Origin of the sequence: Amycolatopsis keratiniphila subsp. keratiniphila, assembly GCF_001620365.2 — a bacterium.
Taxonomy (GTDB): Bacteria; Actinomycetota; Actinomycetes; order Mycobacteriales; family Pseudonocardiaceae; genus Amycolatopsis; species Amycolatopsis keratiniphila.
Window position 1 is genome coordinate 21925 of sequence record NZ_LQMT02000049.1, and the last position, 15609, is coordinate 37533.

Here is a 15609-nt window from a genome sequence, read left to right on the forward strand (position 1 = left end):
TTGGAAGGCTTTCCCTGGGACGTCCTGCTCGCGGTGGCCGGGATCGCCGTCCCGGCCGTCGCGTTCCTGTGGGAGTTCGCGCTCGTCGGCCGCAAACGGCTCGGCTACCGCGTGCAGATGGACACCCCGACGGCGTCCGGGCGCGGGTTCGCGCCGACGGCCGACGCGCTGGCGCAGCTCCAGCACGAGAACGGCGAGCGGCTCGTCGACCCGTCGTTCGTGCTGCTGCGCATCGAGAACAACGGCACCACCGACATCGACACCGACGACTACGCGGTCAACGCGGACGACCCCGTCGGCATCCGCGTGAAGTTCCCCGGCCGCACCGTGGCCGGGATGGTGGTGACCGAACTCAGCTCGCCGCATCTGCACGAATGTTTCGGCGACGACTCCGGTTTCGGCGCGCGCGACGAGAATCCCGAACGGCCGTCCGGGGTGATCGACCTGCCGAGGGTGCCGCTGAACCGCGGCGCGCACTACAAGATCCTCGCCGTGCTCGACCGGATCCCCAACGGTTCGCCGGACGATTTCGACGAGCCCCAGGTCGTCGGCGAGATCAAGGGCGGCAGCCTCCGCGAGACCAAGAGCCGGACCGGGCCGACGACTTCGGTGATCGCGCTCATCCTGTTCCTCGTGGTGATCAGCATCTTCCAGCTGACCCGTTCGCTGGTCTTCGACGAGAAGCCGCCGCCGCTGGACTGCGCGTCCGGGAAGCTGACGATCACCGGATCGACGGCGTTCGCCCCGGTGTTGAAGGAAGCGACGGCTTCGTACGCGAAGACGTGCCCGGGTGCGTCGTTCGTCTTCGACACCCGGGGGAGCGCGGAAGGGCTAGGCAGCCTGAACCAGGCCGGGAACGACGGCGTGCTGGCGTTCTCCGACGGCGCCAAGGGCGAGGGGTTCCCCCAACTGCTGCCGCGTCCGGTCGCTTTCTCGCTGTTCACGCTCGTGATCAACAAGGAGGCCGGGGTCCAGGACCTCACGCTCGCGCAGATCCGCGACGTTTACGAGGGCAAGATCGCGAACTGGCGGGAGATCGGCGGTAAGGACCGGCCGGTGCGGCTCGTCGACCGGCATTCCGATTCCGGTACGCGGCGGACGTTCGAGGGACAGATCCTGGCGGGCAAGCGGGAACCCGGGGACAACTCCGACGACTGCCTCAAACCGGCGCCGGGTGCGCAGCCGGGCGTGGTGCGGTGCGCGAAGCCGTCCACGAACGACGTCCTCGACGCGGTGTCGCGTGTGCCGGGCGCGCTCGGCTACAGCGAACTGGGCGCCGCCACGAAACGCGAGGACGTGCTGGCGGTGCGGATCGACGGCCACCAGGCGGCGCTGGAGGGCGCGATCCACGCGGCCTACCCGTTCTGGGAGACCGAGTACGCGTACACGTTCGGCGAGCCGAAGGCCGACTCGCTCGTCGCGAGCTTCCTGCGGTACCTGACGAATCAGGTCGGCAAGGACATCGTGCGGTCGCACGGGCACCGGCCGTGCGCGGAGCTGGCGAATCCGGTGTTGTGCCGTCCGGGCGCGTGAAGGCGATGTCCGGCGCTCAAGTGTCATGAAAGGGTCGTTCAGGACGAAAAGTGTCCTGAACGGCCCTTTCATGACATCCGAGGGAGTGCGAGGTCAGGCAGGCGGCTTCAGGGTGACGACCGTGGCACTGGTCTCGCCCCGCGGCGTCCGGTACGTGATCTCGTCGCCGTCCTTCGCGCCGACGAGCGCGAGGCCGAGCGGGCTGTCCGAGGTGACCGTGGAGGCGTCCGCGTCCTCGCCGGGGATCGTGACGATGTGGAGCTCGTCTTCGTCGCCGTCGGCGAACCTGAGGGTGACGGTGGTGCCGTCGGGGAGCAGGCCCTTGCTGTCGCGGCCGCCGTGCTCGAGTTTCGCCGCGACGTCGGCGATGCGCCGGTCGAGGTAGGCGGCGGCCTCCGCGCGGTCCAGCACCTCCGCCTGGTCGGCGGCGTCGCCGGTTCGTTCCTGCTCGCCGACGAGCGGCGCCATCGCGTCGCGCTGCGCACGCAGATCGGCGAGTTCCTTCTCCAGCTGCCGTCGTGCGGCCGGGCTGAACCCGTTGTCCCCTGAGGTCACCATGCCGGGCATTGTCCGCTACGGATCGGCGGCTAGCCACCTAGATTTTTCACCCGCTGTGATCGGACAGGACGCTTGCCCTAAGCTTCAGGGCTCGTGTCCTGACTACTTGGTGTAAGGAACTTCGTGACCGCCGTTCCCGGCCGCAGCGCGCGGCTCTCCCCCAATCAGCTGCAGAAACAGGAACAGATCGTCGAAGCGGCGCGTGTCGTGCTCGCAAGGGACGGGCTCGCGGGCTGCACCGTGCGGGCGATCGCGGACGCCGGGCCGCTCACGAAGAGTGCGATTCATTACTACTTCGCGGACATCGACGTCTTGATCGACCGCGCGATGGCGGCGCACATCACAACGTTCATCGCCGATTTGCGCAAAACATCGGCGAAACACGATCACCCGGATGAGCGGCTCTTCGCCGCGCTGGAGGCCTTCCTCGCCGAGTTCTCCGGCCGCCCGAACGCGGCCTTCCTCTGGTTCGAGTACTGGATCGCCGCGGGCCGCGCGCAGCACCCTCAGGCCATCGACGTCATGCTGACCTCGATCACCGAACTGCTGGCGGAACTGCTCGCGCCGCTCGACGTCGAAGACCCGCGGGCACGGGCGCGGGCCCTACTGTCCTATCTGCTCGGCGCGATCGTCCAGCAGCGCGTCCGGCGGCGGCCGTTCGCCGCACTGCGTGGTGACATCGAAGCGCTTTGTTTCGCGAACTACGGCTAGAAATACGCATTAGATCCGTACTGTTACGGATTGTTCGCTCTTCCGGCTCCGGTCATGGTGAGGTTCCCCTTCCCTGCCTGAGAGCTAGGAGACGACGATGCGCATAAGACGGTGCATGGCCGTGGCGATCGCGGCCGTCGCGGCGTTCACCATCCCGGTCGCCGCGAGTCCGGCGACCGCGGACCAGCAGGCCGAGGACGCGCAGGTCCAGATCTACGAGGTCTTCGGCACCGGGACTTCCCAGCAACGCACCCAGATCTCCCGGCTGGGCGTCGACGTCCTCGGCTCCGCCGGCGGCACGACCACGTTCATCGGCGAGGCGCGCGACGCGGCGAAGATCCGTTCGCTCGGCTACCGCGTCGAGCAACGCGGCGTGGTCGACCGGTCGGAGAAGGTCGGCACCAACGCGATCAACGACTTCCCGCCGTCGGACTCCGGCTTCCACAACTACGCCGAGGTCACCACGGAGCTTCGCAACGCGCAGTCGAACTACGGCTCGATCGCGCGGCTGAGCAGCGTCGGCAACTCGTACCAGGGCCGTGCGCTGAACATGATGAAGATCAGCGACAACGTCGGCACGGACGAGAACGAGCCCGAAGTCCTGTTCACCTGCAACCAGCACGCGCGTGAACACCTCACCACCGAGATGTGCCTGCGGATCGTGAACCGGTTCACCCAGGGCTACGCCTCGGATCCGGCGATCAAGCGGTTCGTCGACAGCGCCGAGATCTACGTGATCCCGAACGTCAACCCCGACGGCTCGGAGTACGACATCTCCGGCGGCAGCTACAAGTACTGGCGCAAGAACCGGCAGGGCAACGGCACCGACCCCAACCGCAACTGGGCCTACAACTGGGGCTGCTGCGGCGGTTCGTCGGGCTCGACCACCAGTGAGACCTACCGCGGCCCGTCGGCGTTCTCCGCCCCGGAGACCAGGGCCGTGTCCAACTTCGTCAACTCGCGCAAGATCGGCGGCGTCCAGCAGATCAAGGCGAGCATCGACTTCCACACCTATTCGGAGCTCGTGCTGTGGCCGTTCGGCTTCACCTACAACGACACCGCGCCCGGCATGACGGCGGCCGAGGCGCAGCGGTTCCAGACGCTGGGACGGCAGCTGGCGGCGACCAACGGCTACACGCCGCAGCAGTCGAGCGACCTGTACATCACCGACGGGACGATCGACGACTGGATGTGGGGCACCCACAAGATCCTGAGCTTCACCTTCGAGATGTACCCGCGGGGTTCGAACCCCGGCTTCTACCCGCCCGACGAGGTGATCGTCCGGGAGACCACGCGTAACGACAAGGCCGTGGACCTCCTGCTGAACACCGCCATCGGCTGAGCGACGTTCCGTGAAGGCCTCCTTGAGGGACTCTGGGTCTCTCAAGGAGGCCTTCACGGACTTTCGGCATAAGGTGCGGGGCATGCCGATGTTCGAATTCGAGGGGCACCGTCCCCAGGTGGATCCCGAAGCGTGGATCGCCCCCACCGCCACCCTGATCGGCGACGTCGTCGTCGAGAAGGGCGCCTCCGTCTGGTACGGCGCCGTGCTGCGCGCCGACTTCGGGAAGATCCTCATCCGCGAGGGCGCCAACATCCAGGACAACTCGGTCATCCACGTCAACGGCGGCGTGACCGAGGTCGGCAAGAACGTCACCGTCGGGCACCAGTGCCTCGTGCACGACTGCACGATCGGCGAGCAGGCGCTGATCGGGAACGGCTCGACCGTGCTCGACAAGGCGCAGATCGGCGCGAAGGCCCTGGTCGCCGCCGGCGCCACGGTCACGCCCGGCATGGTCATCCCGCCGGAGACGGTCGCCATGGGCAGCCCGGCGAAGAAGCACGTCCCGCTCGACGGCACCGCCCGCGGCTGGGTCGAGCACAACGCGGTGATCTACCAGGAGCTGGCACGCCGTCACGCGGAGAGCGTCAAACCGATCGATTGACTCTCCAGTGACTGGAGACCATAGCTTCGGCGCATGGCACCGAAGTCGAAGAAGAAAACACATCAGGCGACCCTCGAGCTGACCGCCGGCAACGCGCCGGTGGTCGACCTCGGGAAGACGCTCGGGCAGACCGGCGTGAACCTCGTCGAGGTCAAGAAGGCCTACGACGCGGCGACGGCGGCGCAGCGGGGCGACATCGTCCCGGTGGTCGTGTCGGTGTTCGAGGACCGGTCCTTCGAACTTCGGCTGAAGACCCCGCCCGCGTCGTTCCTCATCAAGAAGGCCTTGGGCGGCAAGGGATCCGGCCGCCCTGGGCATGAGGTCGCCGGGAAGCTGACCCGAGACCAGCTGCGCGAGATCGCCGAGCGGAAACTGCCGGACCTCAACACCGGCGACGTCGAAGCGGCCATGCGCACGATCGCGGGCACGGCCCGCTCGATGGGCGTCGCGATCGAAGAACCGTGACGCGCAAGCACGTGATCGTCCCGCCTTTCCGCGACCTCGACCCGGCCCTCGAAGTCGCGGAAAGGCTGCTGGCCCAAGGGAATCCGTGGCTCGCCGGCGTCGTATCGGCGCTACCGGACGAGCACGCCGCCGCCGACCGGCTCAACCGGATCCTCGCCGGGAACGGTGCCGCGCCGCGGCTGGTCGAGTCCGGGAAGGGCTGGCGATTGGTGCACGTGACGGCGTGGCCCGGCTGCGGTGACCTGGTCGCGGGAGCGTCCGGGCTGGCGGAACTCGTCGTGTTCGGTGGCTGGCGGCGGATCAAACGCTGTGCCGTGTGCGCACAGGCGTTCTGTGACCGTACGGCCGGGTGCAGCCGCCGGTGGTGCGCCGGACATCGTCCGCACGCCGGGTCCCGCGCCGTGCTCTAGGCTGGTCCGCACCAGCGACTGGCGCCATTTGAGGTGGAGCACCACCGGGAAGCGACGACAAGGCCGGTACCGCGCGCCTGGGTCCGGCCGTCTCTGGCAGGAGTACGTCCGATGACACACCAGCCCGAACTTTCCGCGCTCGCCGCCGCCGACCCGCAGATCGCGGGGCTCGTGGAGGACGAGGCGAAACGCCAGCACGACAAGATCCGCCTGATCGCGTCCGAGAACTACGTTTCCCAGGCCGTACTCGAGGCGACGGGCACCGTCCTCACCAACAAGTACTCCGAGGGCTACGCGGGCAAGCGGTACTACGAAGGCCAGCAGCTCATCGACCAGGTCGAGAACCTCGCCATCGAGCGCGCGAAGGCCGTCTTCGGCGTCGACCACGCGAACGTCCAGCCGTACTCCGGCTCCCCGGCGAACCTCGCGGTGTACCTGGCCTTCGCGCAGCCGGGCGACACCGTGCTCGGCATGGCGCTGCCGGACGGCGGCCACCTCACGCACGGCTGGAGCGTGTCCGCGACCGGCAAGTGGTTCACCCCGGTCCGCTACGGCGTCCGCAAGGAGACCGGCCGCGTCGACCTCGACCAGGTCCGCGAACTCGCGCTGAAGCACCGGCCGAAGCTGATCTTCGCGGGTGGCACCGCGATCCCGCGCACCATCGACTTCCCGGCGTTCGCGGAGATCGCGCGCGAGGTCGACGCCGTGCTGGTCGCCGACATCGCGCATATCGCCGGGCTGGTCGCGGGCGGCGCGCATCCGTCGCCGGTCGGGCACGCGCAGGTCATCACCACGACCACGCACAAGACGCTGCGCGGCCCGCGCGGCGCCATGATCCTTTCCGACGCCGACCACGCGAAGGCCGTCGACAAGGCGGTGTTCCCCGGTCTGCAGGGCGGCCCGCACAACCACACGACCGCCGCGATCGCCGTCGCGCTGGGCGAGGCGCGCAAGCCGGAGTTCTCCGCGTACGCGCACCGCATCGTCGCCAACGCGCGTGCGCTGGCGGAGGCGCTGGTCGAGCGGGGCTACGACCTCGTGTCCGGCGGCACCGACAACCACCTGCTGCTGATCGACCTGACGAACAAGAACGTGCCGGGCAAACCCGCCGCGCAGGCGCTGGACCGCGCCGGGATCGAACTGAACTACAACACCGTGCCGTTCGACCCGCGCAAGCCGTTCGACCCGTCCGGCATCCGGCTCGGCACCTCCGCGATCACCACTCGCGGGCTGGAGCCGGAGCACCAGGTCAAGGTGGCGGAGTGGATCGACCGCACGATCACCGCGGCGGCGGGCGGGGAACAGTCCGCTTTGGACACCATCGCCGCCGAGATCCGCGAGTTCCTGGCGCCGTTCCCGATCCCGGGCTACTCGGCGTAGTTGAAGCGCGTGAGTGGTAAGGACGGTTCTAACGGGCTCGTATTTACCTGCCCACTGGTGTGATTGGCGGTTGACGGGGGAAGATTCCGGCCGTTGAACGTCCCAAATCCTCCATCGTCGCGCCCGGCAGCCGCGGAACCACCACTCTCGCCCGTCAGGCGTGGGTAGGTAAATACCGGTCCGCTCTAACCGTCCTTACCACTCACGAGGTCCAGCATCGGCGATGTCACGTGACTGGACGGACGTCACGCGTGACTGGACGGACGACACGACCGCGGCCGGGTCCCGCAGAGAGCCGTCCGTCTGATCACGCGTGTCGTCCATCCGATCACGAGACGCGAAGGGGCCCTTCACCGCACGAGATGCGGTGAAGGGCCCCTTCGGTGCTTAAGCGAAACTTAGTGAGCCGCCGGACCGTCGATGGCCTCCTTGGCCAGCCGGTCGGTCTCACGGTCGAGCGAACGCTTGATCTCGGCCTCGGCCTCGGAACGCCCGACCCAGGTCGAACCCTCGACGCTCTTGCCCGGCTCCAGGTCCTTGTACACCTCGAAGAAGTGCTGGATCTCGAGCTTGTGGAACTCGTTCAGGTGGTGGATGTCGCGGAGGTGCTCGAGCCGCGGGTCGTTCGTCGGGACCGCGAGGACCTTGTCGTCCGGGCCCTTCTCGTCGGTCATCCGGAACATGCCGATCGCGCGGCAGCGGATCAGGCAGCCCGGGAAGGTCGGCTCCTGGACGAGCACCAGCACGTCGAGCGGGTCGCCGTCCTGGCCGAGGGTGTCGTCGATGAACCCGTAGTCGGCGGGGTACTGCGTGGCGGTGAACAGCGTCCGGTCGAGTTTGATCCGACCGGTCTTGTGGTCCACCTCGTACTTGTTGCGCTCCCCCTTGGGGATTTCGATAGTGACGTCGAATTCCACGCCGGCCTCGCTGCTCTCGTCTTTGGTACGCCCCGCCGTCGCGGACGGCTCACCGAAATCATGGTCTTGTCTTCACTAGTGTGGACCACGGGGGCCCGGGCGGTCGCATCGATGTGGTCGTATGTGAGCTTGGCCCCTTCCCCGGACGGTGGATGAAGGAGTGTTGCGTGCCGGAAAACGATGTCCCGATGTGGCCGTCGGACGACAAGGACACCTCATCCGCCGAGCCCAAGGGCACGAAAGGGGAGAGCGAGGCCACCGTCTGGCTGCCGATGTCGGGTCTGGCGAACGGCAAGACCGAAGAGCTGGCAGTGCCGAAGGTCACACCCGAAAGTGGCTCGTGGTTCCAGCCCGTCGTCGAGGTGGAGGAGGAGCCGGACGTCCCGGAGACCCCGACGCCGCAGTGGTCGGCCTTCGAGCCGGCGACGCCCGTCGAGCCGGAAGCGCCGAAGACGGTCTTCGTCCAGCCTGTCCAGCCGCGGCGGACCGACGAACCCGACTGGGAGCAGTTCGACCGGGAAGCCGCGACACCGGCGAGAGAGCACGAGCTCGCGAGACCCGAGCCGCGGCCGGAACCCCCGCAGGACCAGCCGCGCCGCCCCGAGCCGAGCCGGGTCGATCCGCCGGCGCCCGCGCCGGTCCCGTCCGCGACCATGCACGCGCGCCCGGTCCGCATCGAGCCCGCCGAAGAGCGCTTCGACTCCGAAGCCACTGTCGGGATCCAGCAGCCCGAGCCGCCCTCTCAAGAACCCCCGGCCGACGACGCCGAATCCGCGCCCGCGCCGAAGCCGAAGCGCAAACGCAAGGCCCTGCTGATCACGACGCTGGTCGTCGTCCTGCTGCTCGCCGGGATGGGCGGCGCCGCCGCGATGCCGAAGGTGTCGAACCGGCTCGGCCTGCCCTGGGCGCCGAACGCGCCGAAGGGGGAGATCCCCAAGCCCGCCGGGGTCACCCGGGTCCTGCACGGGCCGGACATCAACGGCGCCGGACCGACGAAGGAAGGGCTCGCGGCCGCGCTGGCCGGTCCCGCCGGTGCCCCGGACCTGGGCACGCTCACCGGCACCGTCGTCGACGCGGCGACCGGCGAAGTGCTGTGGGACAAGAACTCCGGCACCCCGCTGACCCCGGCGTCGACCACGAAGATCCTCGTCGTCGCGGCCGCGCTGTTGTCGATGGAACACGGGACGCAGTTCTCGACGAAGATCGTCCAGGGCGCCGAGCCGGGCACGGTCGTCCTCGTCGCGGGTGGCGACCCCTCGCTGACCGCGCTGCCGCTGGGCACCGATTCACCGCTGTACCCGGGCGCGGCGCACGTCGACGACCTCGTCGCCCAGGTCAAGAAGGCCGTGGGCGGCAAGATCTCCAAGGTCCAGCTGGACATCAGCCTGTTCAAGGGGCCGACGTCGGCGAAGGGCTGGGACCCCGAGGACACCGCCGCCGGGAACACCTACATGGCGCCGGTCCTCCCCGTGATGGCGGACGGCGGCCGGACCGACCCGAAGAACGACCACTCACCCCGCGTCGCGAACCCGGCGGCCGCGCTGACTCAGAAGATCGCGGGGAAGCTCGAAGCCCAGGCCGGCGGTACGACGACGGCGCCGAAGGACGCGAAGGTGCTCGGCGAGGTCAAGTCGCAGCCGCTGACCGAGTTCGCCAACTCGCTGCTGCAGCTCTCGGACAACCTGATGGCCGACGTCCTCGCCCGCCAGCTCGCGCTCGCGAAGGGCGCCGAGCCGTCGTTCACCGGCGGCGCGACCGCGACGATGGACGTGCTCAAGCAGGCCGGATTCGATCTCACCGGGGTCCAGATCAACGACGGCAGCGGACTGTCCGACCAGAACAAGATCCCGGCCAAGGTGCTCGGCGAGATCCTCGCGGTCTCGGCGGCGCCGGACGGCAAGGACCCGAGGACGCCCAAGCTGCGGCCGCTGCTGGCGGGCCTCCCCGTCGCGGGCGGCAGCGGGACGCTGGAGAAGCGCTACGGCGACCCGGCGTCGGCGGCGGGCCGGGGCTGGGTGCGCGGCAAGACCGGGACGCTGTCCGGGGTGAACACCCTCGCGGGCGTGGTGCTGGACACCGACGGCCGGATGCTGGTGTTCGCGCTGATGTCGTCCGGTTCGGACCAGAACAAGGGCAGGGCCGCGCTCGACGTCGTCGCGGCGACCCTGCACAAATGCGGCTGCAGGTGAGCGACCGGAACCGGAGCGTGAGGAAGTCGGGACGGAAACCGGTCTCCCAGCGGGTAGCGTCGTAAGAGTGACTGAGGAAACGCCGACCAAGACACGTTCGATGGTCGACTGGTCCCTGGCCGCCTCGACGGGCGCCCTCCTGGTGCGTGGCGGTCCGGTGGTCGACCGCGAAGAGGCCGAAAAAGCCGTCGCCGAGCTACGTGACCTGACGAGCGAGGCCGAGGGGCACGTCCGCGAGCTGACCGGGCTCGGCCTCGACCTGCCGCTGCTGCCCGCCGAAGTCGTCGACAGGCCCGGCTGGGTCCGTTCGGCCGCGGCGGGCCTCGACGCGCTCACCGGTCGCGCGCTGCCGGAAGCGCAGGGCGGCCCGCTGGCGCCCGTGCTGGCCGGTGGCGCCGGTGTGCAGACCGGGCTGGTGCTCGCCTTCCTGGCTTCCCGCGTGCTCGGCCAGTACGACCCGTTCGGTGGGCCGGATCGCGCCGGGCAGCTGGTGCTCGTCGCGCCGAACGTGGTCGCCGCGCAGCGCGCGATGGACGTGCCGGGGCACGATTTCCGGCTGTGGGTCTGCCTGCACGAATGCACCCACCGGTTGCAGTTCACCGCGGTCACCTGGCTGCGCGACTACTTCGCCGACGAGGTCGAGCGCCTGATCGGCGGGCTCGCCGGCCGGGACGCGGACGGGCTGAGCGATCTGGTCGGCCGCCTGCCGGACACCATCAAGCAGATCGGCAAGGGCAAGGCGGGCGGCGCCGGCCTCGCCGAACTCCTGCAGTCGCCGAGCGAACGCGCGGTGTTCGACCGGCTGCTGGCCCTTTCCACGCTGCTGGAGGGGCACGCCGACTTCGTGATGGACGCCGTCGGGCCGCGGGTGGTGCCGAGCGTCGAGCTGATCCGTGCGCGGTTCACCGCCCGGCGCAAGGGCGGCGGCCTGATCGACCGCGTGCTGCGCAGCCTGCTCGGCGTGGACGCGAAGCTGCGCCAGTACGAACAGGGCGCGAAGTTCACCAAGCACGTCGTCGACGCCGTCGGCATGGACGGCTTCAACGCCGTGTGGACGTCGCCGAACACGCTGCCGACCAGGGCCGAGATCAGCGATCCGGCGGCCTGGGTGCGGCGCCTGCACGGGTGAGCGGACCGGATCCCGCGATCGCGGCCGTGCGGACGGCCGTGCGGGAGTTCCTCGCGTCGGCGAGCCCGCGCGACGAGGTGTACGTCGCGGTCTCGGGCGGCGCGGACTCCCTGGCCCTGACCGAAGCGGCCGCGTTCACCGGCGGCCGAGCGGGGCTGAAGGTGCGGGCGCTCGTCGTCGACCACGGCCTCCAGGACGGTTCCGCCGAAACCGCCGCCCGGGCCGCGGACACGGCACGAGAGCTGGGCGCCGACACCGCCGAAGTGCTGAAGGTGCGCGTCGAGGGCGCGGGCGGCCCGGAAGCCGCGGCCCGCCGGGCCCGCTACGGCGCCTTGCGCTCGGCGCTGCCCGATGGGCACGGCCTCGTCCTGCTCGGCCACACCCTCGACGACCAGGCCGAAACGGTCCTGCTCGGCCTCGGCCGGGGTTCCGGGCCGCGTTCGCTGGCCGGGATGCGGCCGCTCGACCAGCCGTGGGGACGGCCGCTGCTCGGCGTCACCCGCGCCACCACCCGGCGGGCCTGCGCGGCGCTCGGCGTCGACCCGTGGCAGGACCCGCACAACGAGGACCCGCGGTTCACCCGTGTCCGGTTACGGACGGAAGTACTGCCCCTTCTGGAGGACGTGCTGTCCGGCGGTGTCGCGGCGTCGCTCGCCCGCACGGCGGCGCAACTGCGCGAGGACACCGAGGCGTTGGACACACTCGCCGGAGAGGTCCACCTGCGGGCTTTCACCGGCGAAGGACTCGACGTCGCGGTGCTCGCCACCGAGCCCCCCGCGTTGCGGCGACGCGTCCTCCGCAGGTGGCTGCTCGACTCCGGGGTCCGCGAACTCACCGACGCCCATCTGCGTTCGGTCGACGCGCTGGTGGGGAACTGGCGGGGTCAGGGCGGGGTCTGGCTACCCGGTGACTTGGTGGCGAAGCGGGCGCATGGCAGGCTCTTGCTCGAAGCACCCCAGTCCACCACCTAGAGGGGAACGTCCCGTGTACGAAGGCGAGATCGCCTCCGTGCTCGTCACCGAGCAGCAGATCAACGACAAGATCGCCGAGCTGGCCGCACAGGTCGCCGCGGACTACCCGGCCGACGGCCCCGGCTCCGGGCAGGGAGACCTCCTGCTCGTCGGCGTGCTCAAGGGCGCGGTGATGTTCATGACCGACTTCGCCAGGGCGCTCCCCCTTCCCTCCCAGCTCGAGTTCATGGCGGTCTCCTCCTACGGCTCGGCGACGTCGTCGTCCGGCGTGGTGCGGATCCTCAAGGACCTCGACCGCGACATCGCCGGCCGCGACGTGCTCATCGTCGAGGACATCGTCGACTCCGGGCTGACCCTGTCCTGGCTGCTGAAGAACCTCGCGAGCCGGAACCCGGCGTCGCTGGAGGTCGTCTCGCTCCTGCGCAAGCCGGAGGCGGTCAAGGTCGACGTACCGGTCAAGTACATCGGGTTCGACATCCCTAACGAATTCGTAGTCGGATACGGCCTGGACTACGCGGAGCGTTACCGGGACCTGCCCTACATCGGCACCCTGGATCCGCACGTTTACACGTCCTGAGAACGGCTTGCCCGTTCGCGGGGGAATGCGGAACCCTGAGCGCGGCGAACACGTCATAAGCTGCGATCAAGTGCGTTAACCTATGCGAAGACCTTTGCCACGAAGCCGTCGTGGCCTGGCCCGGGGGAAACGGAGAGAGCTCAGATGGGGAACAGCAGCCTGGCGGACGCGAACGCGTTCAAGAACGCCGCGGCTCAGGGGCAGGTCGGGATCGACCCGGACGCGGCCCAGACCGCACTGAACAAGATCCGCACCGGCAAGGACGCCGTCGAGGCGCTGCTCCACAGTGCCGGCGACCTCGGTCAGGCGCCGAAGCTGGGCAACAACCCGGTCGGCAACGCGATCGCGGCGAAGGTCGCGAACCGTGCCGATGGTGGCGGTGACTCCTACACCGCCGCCCTCCAGAACCTTTACCAGCAGTACGAGGCGGCCGAGTCCGGCATCGTCACCGCGATGGCCCGTTACCACGAGATCGACCAGGCCGCGGCCGAGCCGTTCCGGAACGTCTGAGGGGGAGTCAGAAAGCCATGCCACCGAAGCACAGCGCCGACTCTTACGGCGAGAGCAACACCAGCGGCGCGCCGGTCCAGCTCGGCGACAACACGGAAGCCGCGAACATCGTGTCGTCCGCGCGCGGCCGTTCCGACGGGTTCGACATCGGCGCGGACCGCGCGATCACGAACCCGCCGAACTGGGAGAGCGCCCCGAGCAGCCAGGACCTGTGGAACCAGGCCAACCTCGGCAACGACCCCAGCACCGCGACCGCGATCAGCCAGTCCTGGGGTTCGCACGGCAGCAAGCTGAGCCAGGCGTCGAACGACCTCTACAACGCGATCTCCGAGCTGGGCTCCGCCTGGATCGGACAGGGCGCGGCGGCCGCGCAGGGTTCGCTGGTCGCCATCGCGAACTCGGGTTCGCAGGCCTCCGAGGCCGCGCACACGATGTCGGACCGGCTGCAGAAGCAGGCCGACGCCGCCACCAAGGTCAAGCTGATGCCGAAGCCGACCGACTACAGCCCCGAGAAGGCCATGGGCCAGGCGCTGGCGGCGGGCCCGGTCGGCATGATCACCGACCAGAAGCCCCTCGCCGACCAGGACAAGGAAGTGCGGGCGGAGCAGGCCAGGTTCCTCGAGGCCTACACCAAGGAGATGAGCGAGGTCGACAGCTCGACCCCGAGCTTCGGCCCCGAATCCCTCGGCATGAAGCCGACCGCGACGCACAACAGTGCCGGGTTCAGCGGAGTCGGCAACATCGGCGGCGGAGGCCTCAACTCCGGCGCCGTCTCCGGCACCCCCGTCCTCGCCGGCACGCACGGCTACGGCGGCGCGCAGGGCAGCGGTGCGGCTCCGGTCCACGGTGGCCCGGACTCGGGCGTGTTCTCGCAGGCCGGCTACAACCCCGCCGCGAACGTCCCGGCCGCCGGTGTCGCGCCGGGTGCCGGCGTCGCTTCCGGCGCCGGTGCCCCGATGACCCCGCACGCCCCGGCGAGCGGCGGCAACGGGCTCGGCCAGGCCCTCACCGCGGCCGCGCTCGGCGGCGGCCTCGGCTACGCCGGTGCCAAGGCGCTCGGACAGGGCAACAAGTCCGGCTCCAAGGACACCGACAGCACCGACGCCGCGGCCACCGAAAAGGGCGGGCCCGCGCAGAGCGCCGCGTCCCAGGCCGTGCCGCAGCAGGGCATCGTGTCCTCCAGCGGCACCATCGGCGCCGGTGCCACCCCGCCGATGCACGGCATGGGCGGCGGCATGGGCATGGGCGCCCACGGTGCGCAGGCCGAGCAGGAGGAGGAGCACACGCACGCGTCGTTCCTCATCGAGCCGGACCCGGACGACGCTTTCGGCGCCAACGAGGCGACCCCGCCGCCGGTCATCGGCGCCTGGACCGAAGACGACGAACGCTAGAACGGTTTTCACCGGGCGCGCGGCCGATCCGGCCGCGCGCCCGCTGACTTGTTTGGGGGCCGAAGATGGCGAACGGTGAGCTGCTCACGCCGGTCGAGCTGGACTTCCTGTGGGAGAGCGCGAACGCCGGAGAGCTGCCGTACCCGCTGCGGCTCCGCTCGCACGGGGCGACCATGGACGAGCGCGGGGCCCTGCGGACGCAGACGCTCCAGTCGCTGAACCAGCGCCGCCTCGCCGACGAGCGCGGACGTCCCGAGCCGCATATCGAGGACTACTTCGGTGTCCTCGCGCGGCCGGACCTGAGCCTGGACTGCGTCCAGCTCAACAACCCCAACACCGAACCGCTGCTCGCGGTCGCCTCCGTGCTCGGCGGCCAGGGCCTGCTGACGGTTCAGGACCCGCGCGGTTTCCACTTCCACCCCATCGCCCCGGACGGCCTCGCGAGCGCGATCGTCTCCCTCCTGCCGCCGGGGAGCCGCGGCACGGAGAAGTCGATCACCCTCCCGCTGGACGGGCTCGTCGGTGCTTCGGGGGCGGACTTCCTCCAGCGTCGCCAGCCGCAGATCGACGGCACGGCGACGTCCGACGAGGACCGAAAGGCCCTCTCGCGGCTTCAGGCCCAGCCGCGGCTTCGCGGTGGCCAGTTCGGCGCGAACGCGCGCAGCAAGCACGGCACGCGGAGCCGGTCTTCGGTGCTGAGCTGGTTCGACACGCAGTCCGGCCGGTACTTCACCCAGGCCACCCGCGGCGCCGACGGCCGGGACTGGATCACCATCGCGCCCGCCGATCCGGCGACGCTGCGGCACCGGCTCACGGAGATGCTGGGGAAGATCGCTTCCGAGGCTTCCCTCGCGCGCTGACCCGCCCCACTTCGCGCGCTATGAACGGGACGTTCCTTGCAAAATTTGCAAGGAACGTCCCG

At 69.8% G+C, this 15609-nt stretch carries 16 protein-coding genes; 14 read left to right on the forward strand and 2 right to left on the reverse strand.

Annotated features, from left to right (window positions below):
- Entirely contained in the window at positions 1 to 1533 is a 1533-nt protein-coding gene (locus tag AVR91_RS40845) for a PstS family phosphate ABC transporter substrate-binding protein (RefSeq protein ID WP_063275574.1), read from the forward strand.
- Between the two features lie 93 nt (positions 1534 to 1626).
- Here the strand turns inward: AVR91_RS40845 and AVR91_RS40850 are convergent, their stop codons facing one another.
- Positions 1627 to 2091, reverse strand: coding sequence for a GreA/GreB family elongation factor (locus AVR91_RS40850; protein ID WP_016337794.1), 465 nt, complete (start codon positions 2089 to 2091; stop codon positions 1627 to 1629).
- A gap of 123 nt (positions 2092 to 2214) precedes the next feature.
- Between AVR91_RS40850 and AVR91_RS40855 the strand changes: the two genes are divergently transcribed.
- The 6 genes from AVR91_RS40855 (at position 2215) to AVR91_RS40880 (ending at position 7003) form a co-directional block, all read left to right on the forward strand.
- Positions 2215 to 2802 carry a TetR/AcrR family transcriptional regulator gene (locus AVR91_RS40855; RefSeq protein WP_063275573.1) on the forward strand — a complete coding sequence of 196 codons (588 nt, stop codon included), beginning with the start codon at positions 2215 to 2217 and terminating at the stop codon, positions 2800 to 2802.
- A gap of 115 nt (positions 2803 to 2917) precedes the next feature.
- Positions 2918 to 4144 carry a M14 family metallopeptidase gene (locus AVR91_RS40860; protein WP_063275572.1) on the forward strand — a complete coding sequence of 409 codons (1227 nt, stop codon included), beginning with the start codon at positions 2918 to 2920 and terminating at the stop codon, positions 4142 to 4144.
- Between the two features lie 82 nt (positions 4145 to 4226).
- Positions 4227 to 4748, forward strand: coding sequence for a gamma carbonic anhydrase family protein (locus tag AVR91_RS40865; protein ID WP_063275571.1), 522 nt, complete (start codon positions 4227 to 4229; stop codon positions 4746 to 4748).
- 33 nt (positions 4749 to 4781) lie between these two features.
- Positions 4782 to 5213, forward strand: coding sequence for an uL11 family ribosomal protein (locus tag AVR91_RS40870; protein ID WP_016337790.1), 432 nt, complete (start codon positions 4782 to 4784; stop codon positions 5211 to 5213).
- A complete protein-coding gene (locus AVR91_RS40875) occupies positions 5210 to 5623 on the forward strand; it encodes a CGNR zinc finger domain-containing protein (protein ID WP_063275570.1) in 414 nt (137 codons plus the stop codon). Before AVR91_RS40870 ends, AVR91_RS40875 begins: the two co-directional genes overlap by 4 nt.
- A gap of 111 nt (positions 5624 to 5734) precedes the next feature.
- Positions 5735 to 7003, forward strand: a complete 1269-nt coding sequence (locus AVR91_RS40880; RefSeq protein ID WP_063275569.1) for a serine hydroxymethyltransferase — start codon at positions 5735 to 5737, stop codon at positions 7001 to 7003.
- Positions 7004 to 7401: 398 nt separating this feature from the next.
- Here the strand turns inward: AVR91_RS40880 and AVR91_RS40885 are convergent, their stop codons facing one another.
- The gene (locus AVR91_RS40885) at positions 7402 to 7920 is read right to left on the reverse strand and encodes an inorganic diphosphatase (protein ID WP_016337787.1); all 519 of its coding nucleotides are present in this window, start codon (positions 7918 to 7920) and stop codon (positions 7402 to 7404) included.
- A gap of 152 nt (positions 7921 to 8072) precedes the next feature.
- Here AVR91_RS40885 and dacB point away from each other — a divergent pair, with 152 nt between their 5' ends.
- From dacB to AVR91_RS40920, 7 genes are all read left to right on the forward strand, one after another.
- Positions 8073 to 10109: a D-alanyl-D-alanine carboxypeptidase/D-alanyl-D-alanine endopeptidase gene (gene dacB / locus AVR91_RS40890; protein ID WP_143254264.1), complete on the forward strand. Its 2037-nt coding sequence runs from the start codon at positions 8073 to 8075 to the stop codon at positions 10107 to 10109.
- Positions 10110 to 10209: 100 nt separating this feature from the next.
- Positions 10210 to 11238, forward strand: a complete 1029-nt coding sequence (locus AVR91_RS40895; protein ID WP_063275567.1) for a zinc-dependent metalloprotease — start codon at positions 10210 to 10212, stop codon at positions 11236 to 11238.
- Entirely contained in the window at positions 11235 to 12209 is a 975-nt protein-coding gene (gene tilS, locus AVR91_RS40900; RefSeq protein ID WP_063275566.1) for a tRNA lysidine(34) synthetase TilS, read from the forward strand. Before AVR91_RS40895 ends, tilS begins: the two co-directional genes overlap by 4 nt.
- A 13-nt stretch (positions 12210 to 12222) precedes the next feature.
- The gene (hpt, locus tag AVR91_RS40905) at positions 12223 to 12786 is read left to right on the forward strand and encodes a hypoxanthine phosphoribosyltransferase (RefSeq protein WP_016337783.1); all 564 of its coding nucleotides are present in this window, start codon (positions 12223 to 12225) and stop codon (positions 12784 to 12786) included.
- 144 nt (positions 12787 to 12930) lie between these two features.
- Positions 12931 to 13296: a hypothetical protein gene (locus AVR91_RS40910; protein WP_038520899.1), complete on the forward strand. Its 366-nt coding sequence runs from the start codon at positions 12931 to 12933 to the stop codon at positions 13294 to 13296.
- Between the two features lie 17 nt (positions 13297 to 13313).
- The gene (locus tag AVR91_RS40915) at positions 13314 to 14687 is read left to right on the forward strand and encodes a WXG100 family type VII secretion target (RefSeq protein WP_063275565.1); all 1374 of its coding nucleotides are present in this window, start codon (positions 13314 to 13316) and stop codon (positions 14685 to 14687) included.
- 65 nt (positions 14688 to 14752) lie between these two features.
- Complete coding sequence (locus AVR91_RS40920; RefSeq protein WP_063275564.1) at positions 14753 to 15547, forward strand: ESX secretion-associated protein EspG; 795 nt, start codon at positions 14753 to 14755, stop codon at positions 15545 to 15547.
- Positions 15548 to 15609 lie beyond the last annotated feature (62 nt).

What these genes read in the sequence shown, in the direction of transcription:
- AVR91_RS40865 (WP_063275571.1), top strand. Translation starts at nt 4,227, where the DNA reads ATGCCGATGTTCGAATTCGAGGGGCACCGTCCCCAGGTGGATCCCGAA.
- AVR91_RS40880 (WP_063275569.1), top strand. Translation starts at nt 5,735, where the DNA reads ATGACACACCAGCCCGAACTTTCCGCGCTCGCCGCCGCCGACCCGCAG.
- AVR91_RS40860 (WP_063275572.1), top strand. Translation starts at nt 2,918, where the DNA reads ATGGCCGTGGCGATCGCGGCCGTCGCGGCGTTCACCATCCCGGTCGCC.
- dacB (WP_143254264.1), top strand. Translation starts at nt 8,073, where the DNA reads ATGAAGGAGTGTTGCGTGCCGGAAAACGATGTCCCGATGTGGCCGTCG.
- AVR91_RS40920 (WP_063275564.1), top strand. Translation starts at nt 14,753, where the DNA reads ATGGCGAACGGTGAGCTGCTCACGCCGGTCGAGCTGGACTTCCTGTGG.
- AVR91_RS40910 (WP_038520899.1), top strand. Translation starts at nt 12,931, where the DNA reads ATGGGGAACAGCAGCCTGGCGGACGCGAACGCGTTCAAGAACGCCGCG.
- AVR91_RS40915 (WP_063275565.1), top strand. Translation starts at nt 13,314, where the DNA reads ATGCCACCGAAGCACAGCGCCGACTCTTACGGCGAGAGCAACACCAGC.
- AVR91_RS40895 (WP_063275567.1), top strand. Translation starts at nt 10,210, where the DNA reads ATGGTCGACTGGTCCCTGGCCGCCTCGACGGGCGCCCTCCTGGTGCGT.
- AVR91_RS40850 (WP_016337794.1), bottom strand. Translation starts at nt 2,091, where the DNA reads ATGGTGACCTCAGGGGACAACGGGTTCAGCCCGGCCGCACGACGGCAG.
- AVR91_RS40870 (WP_016337790.1), top strand. Translation starts at nt 4,782, where the DNA reads ATGGCACCGAAGTCGAAGAAGAAAACACATCAGGCGACCCTCGAGCTG.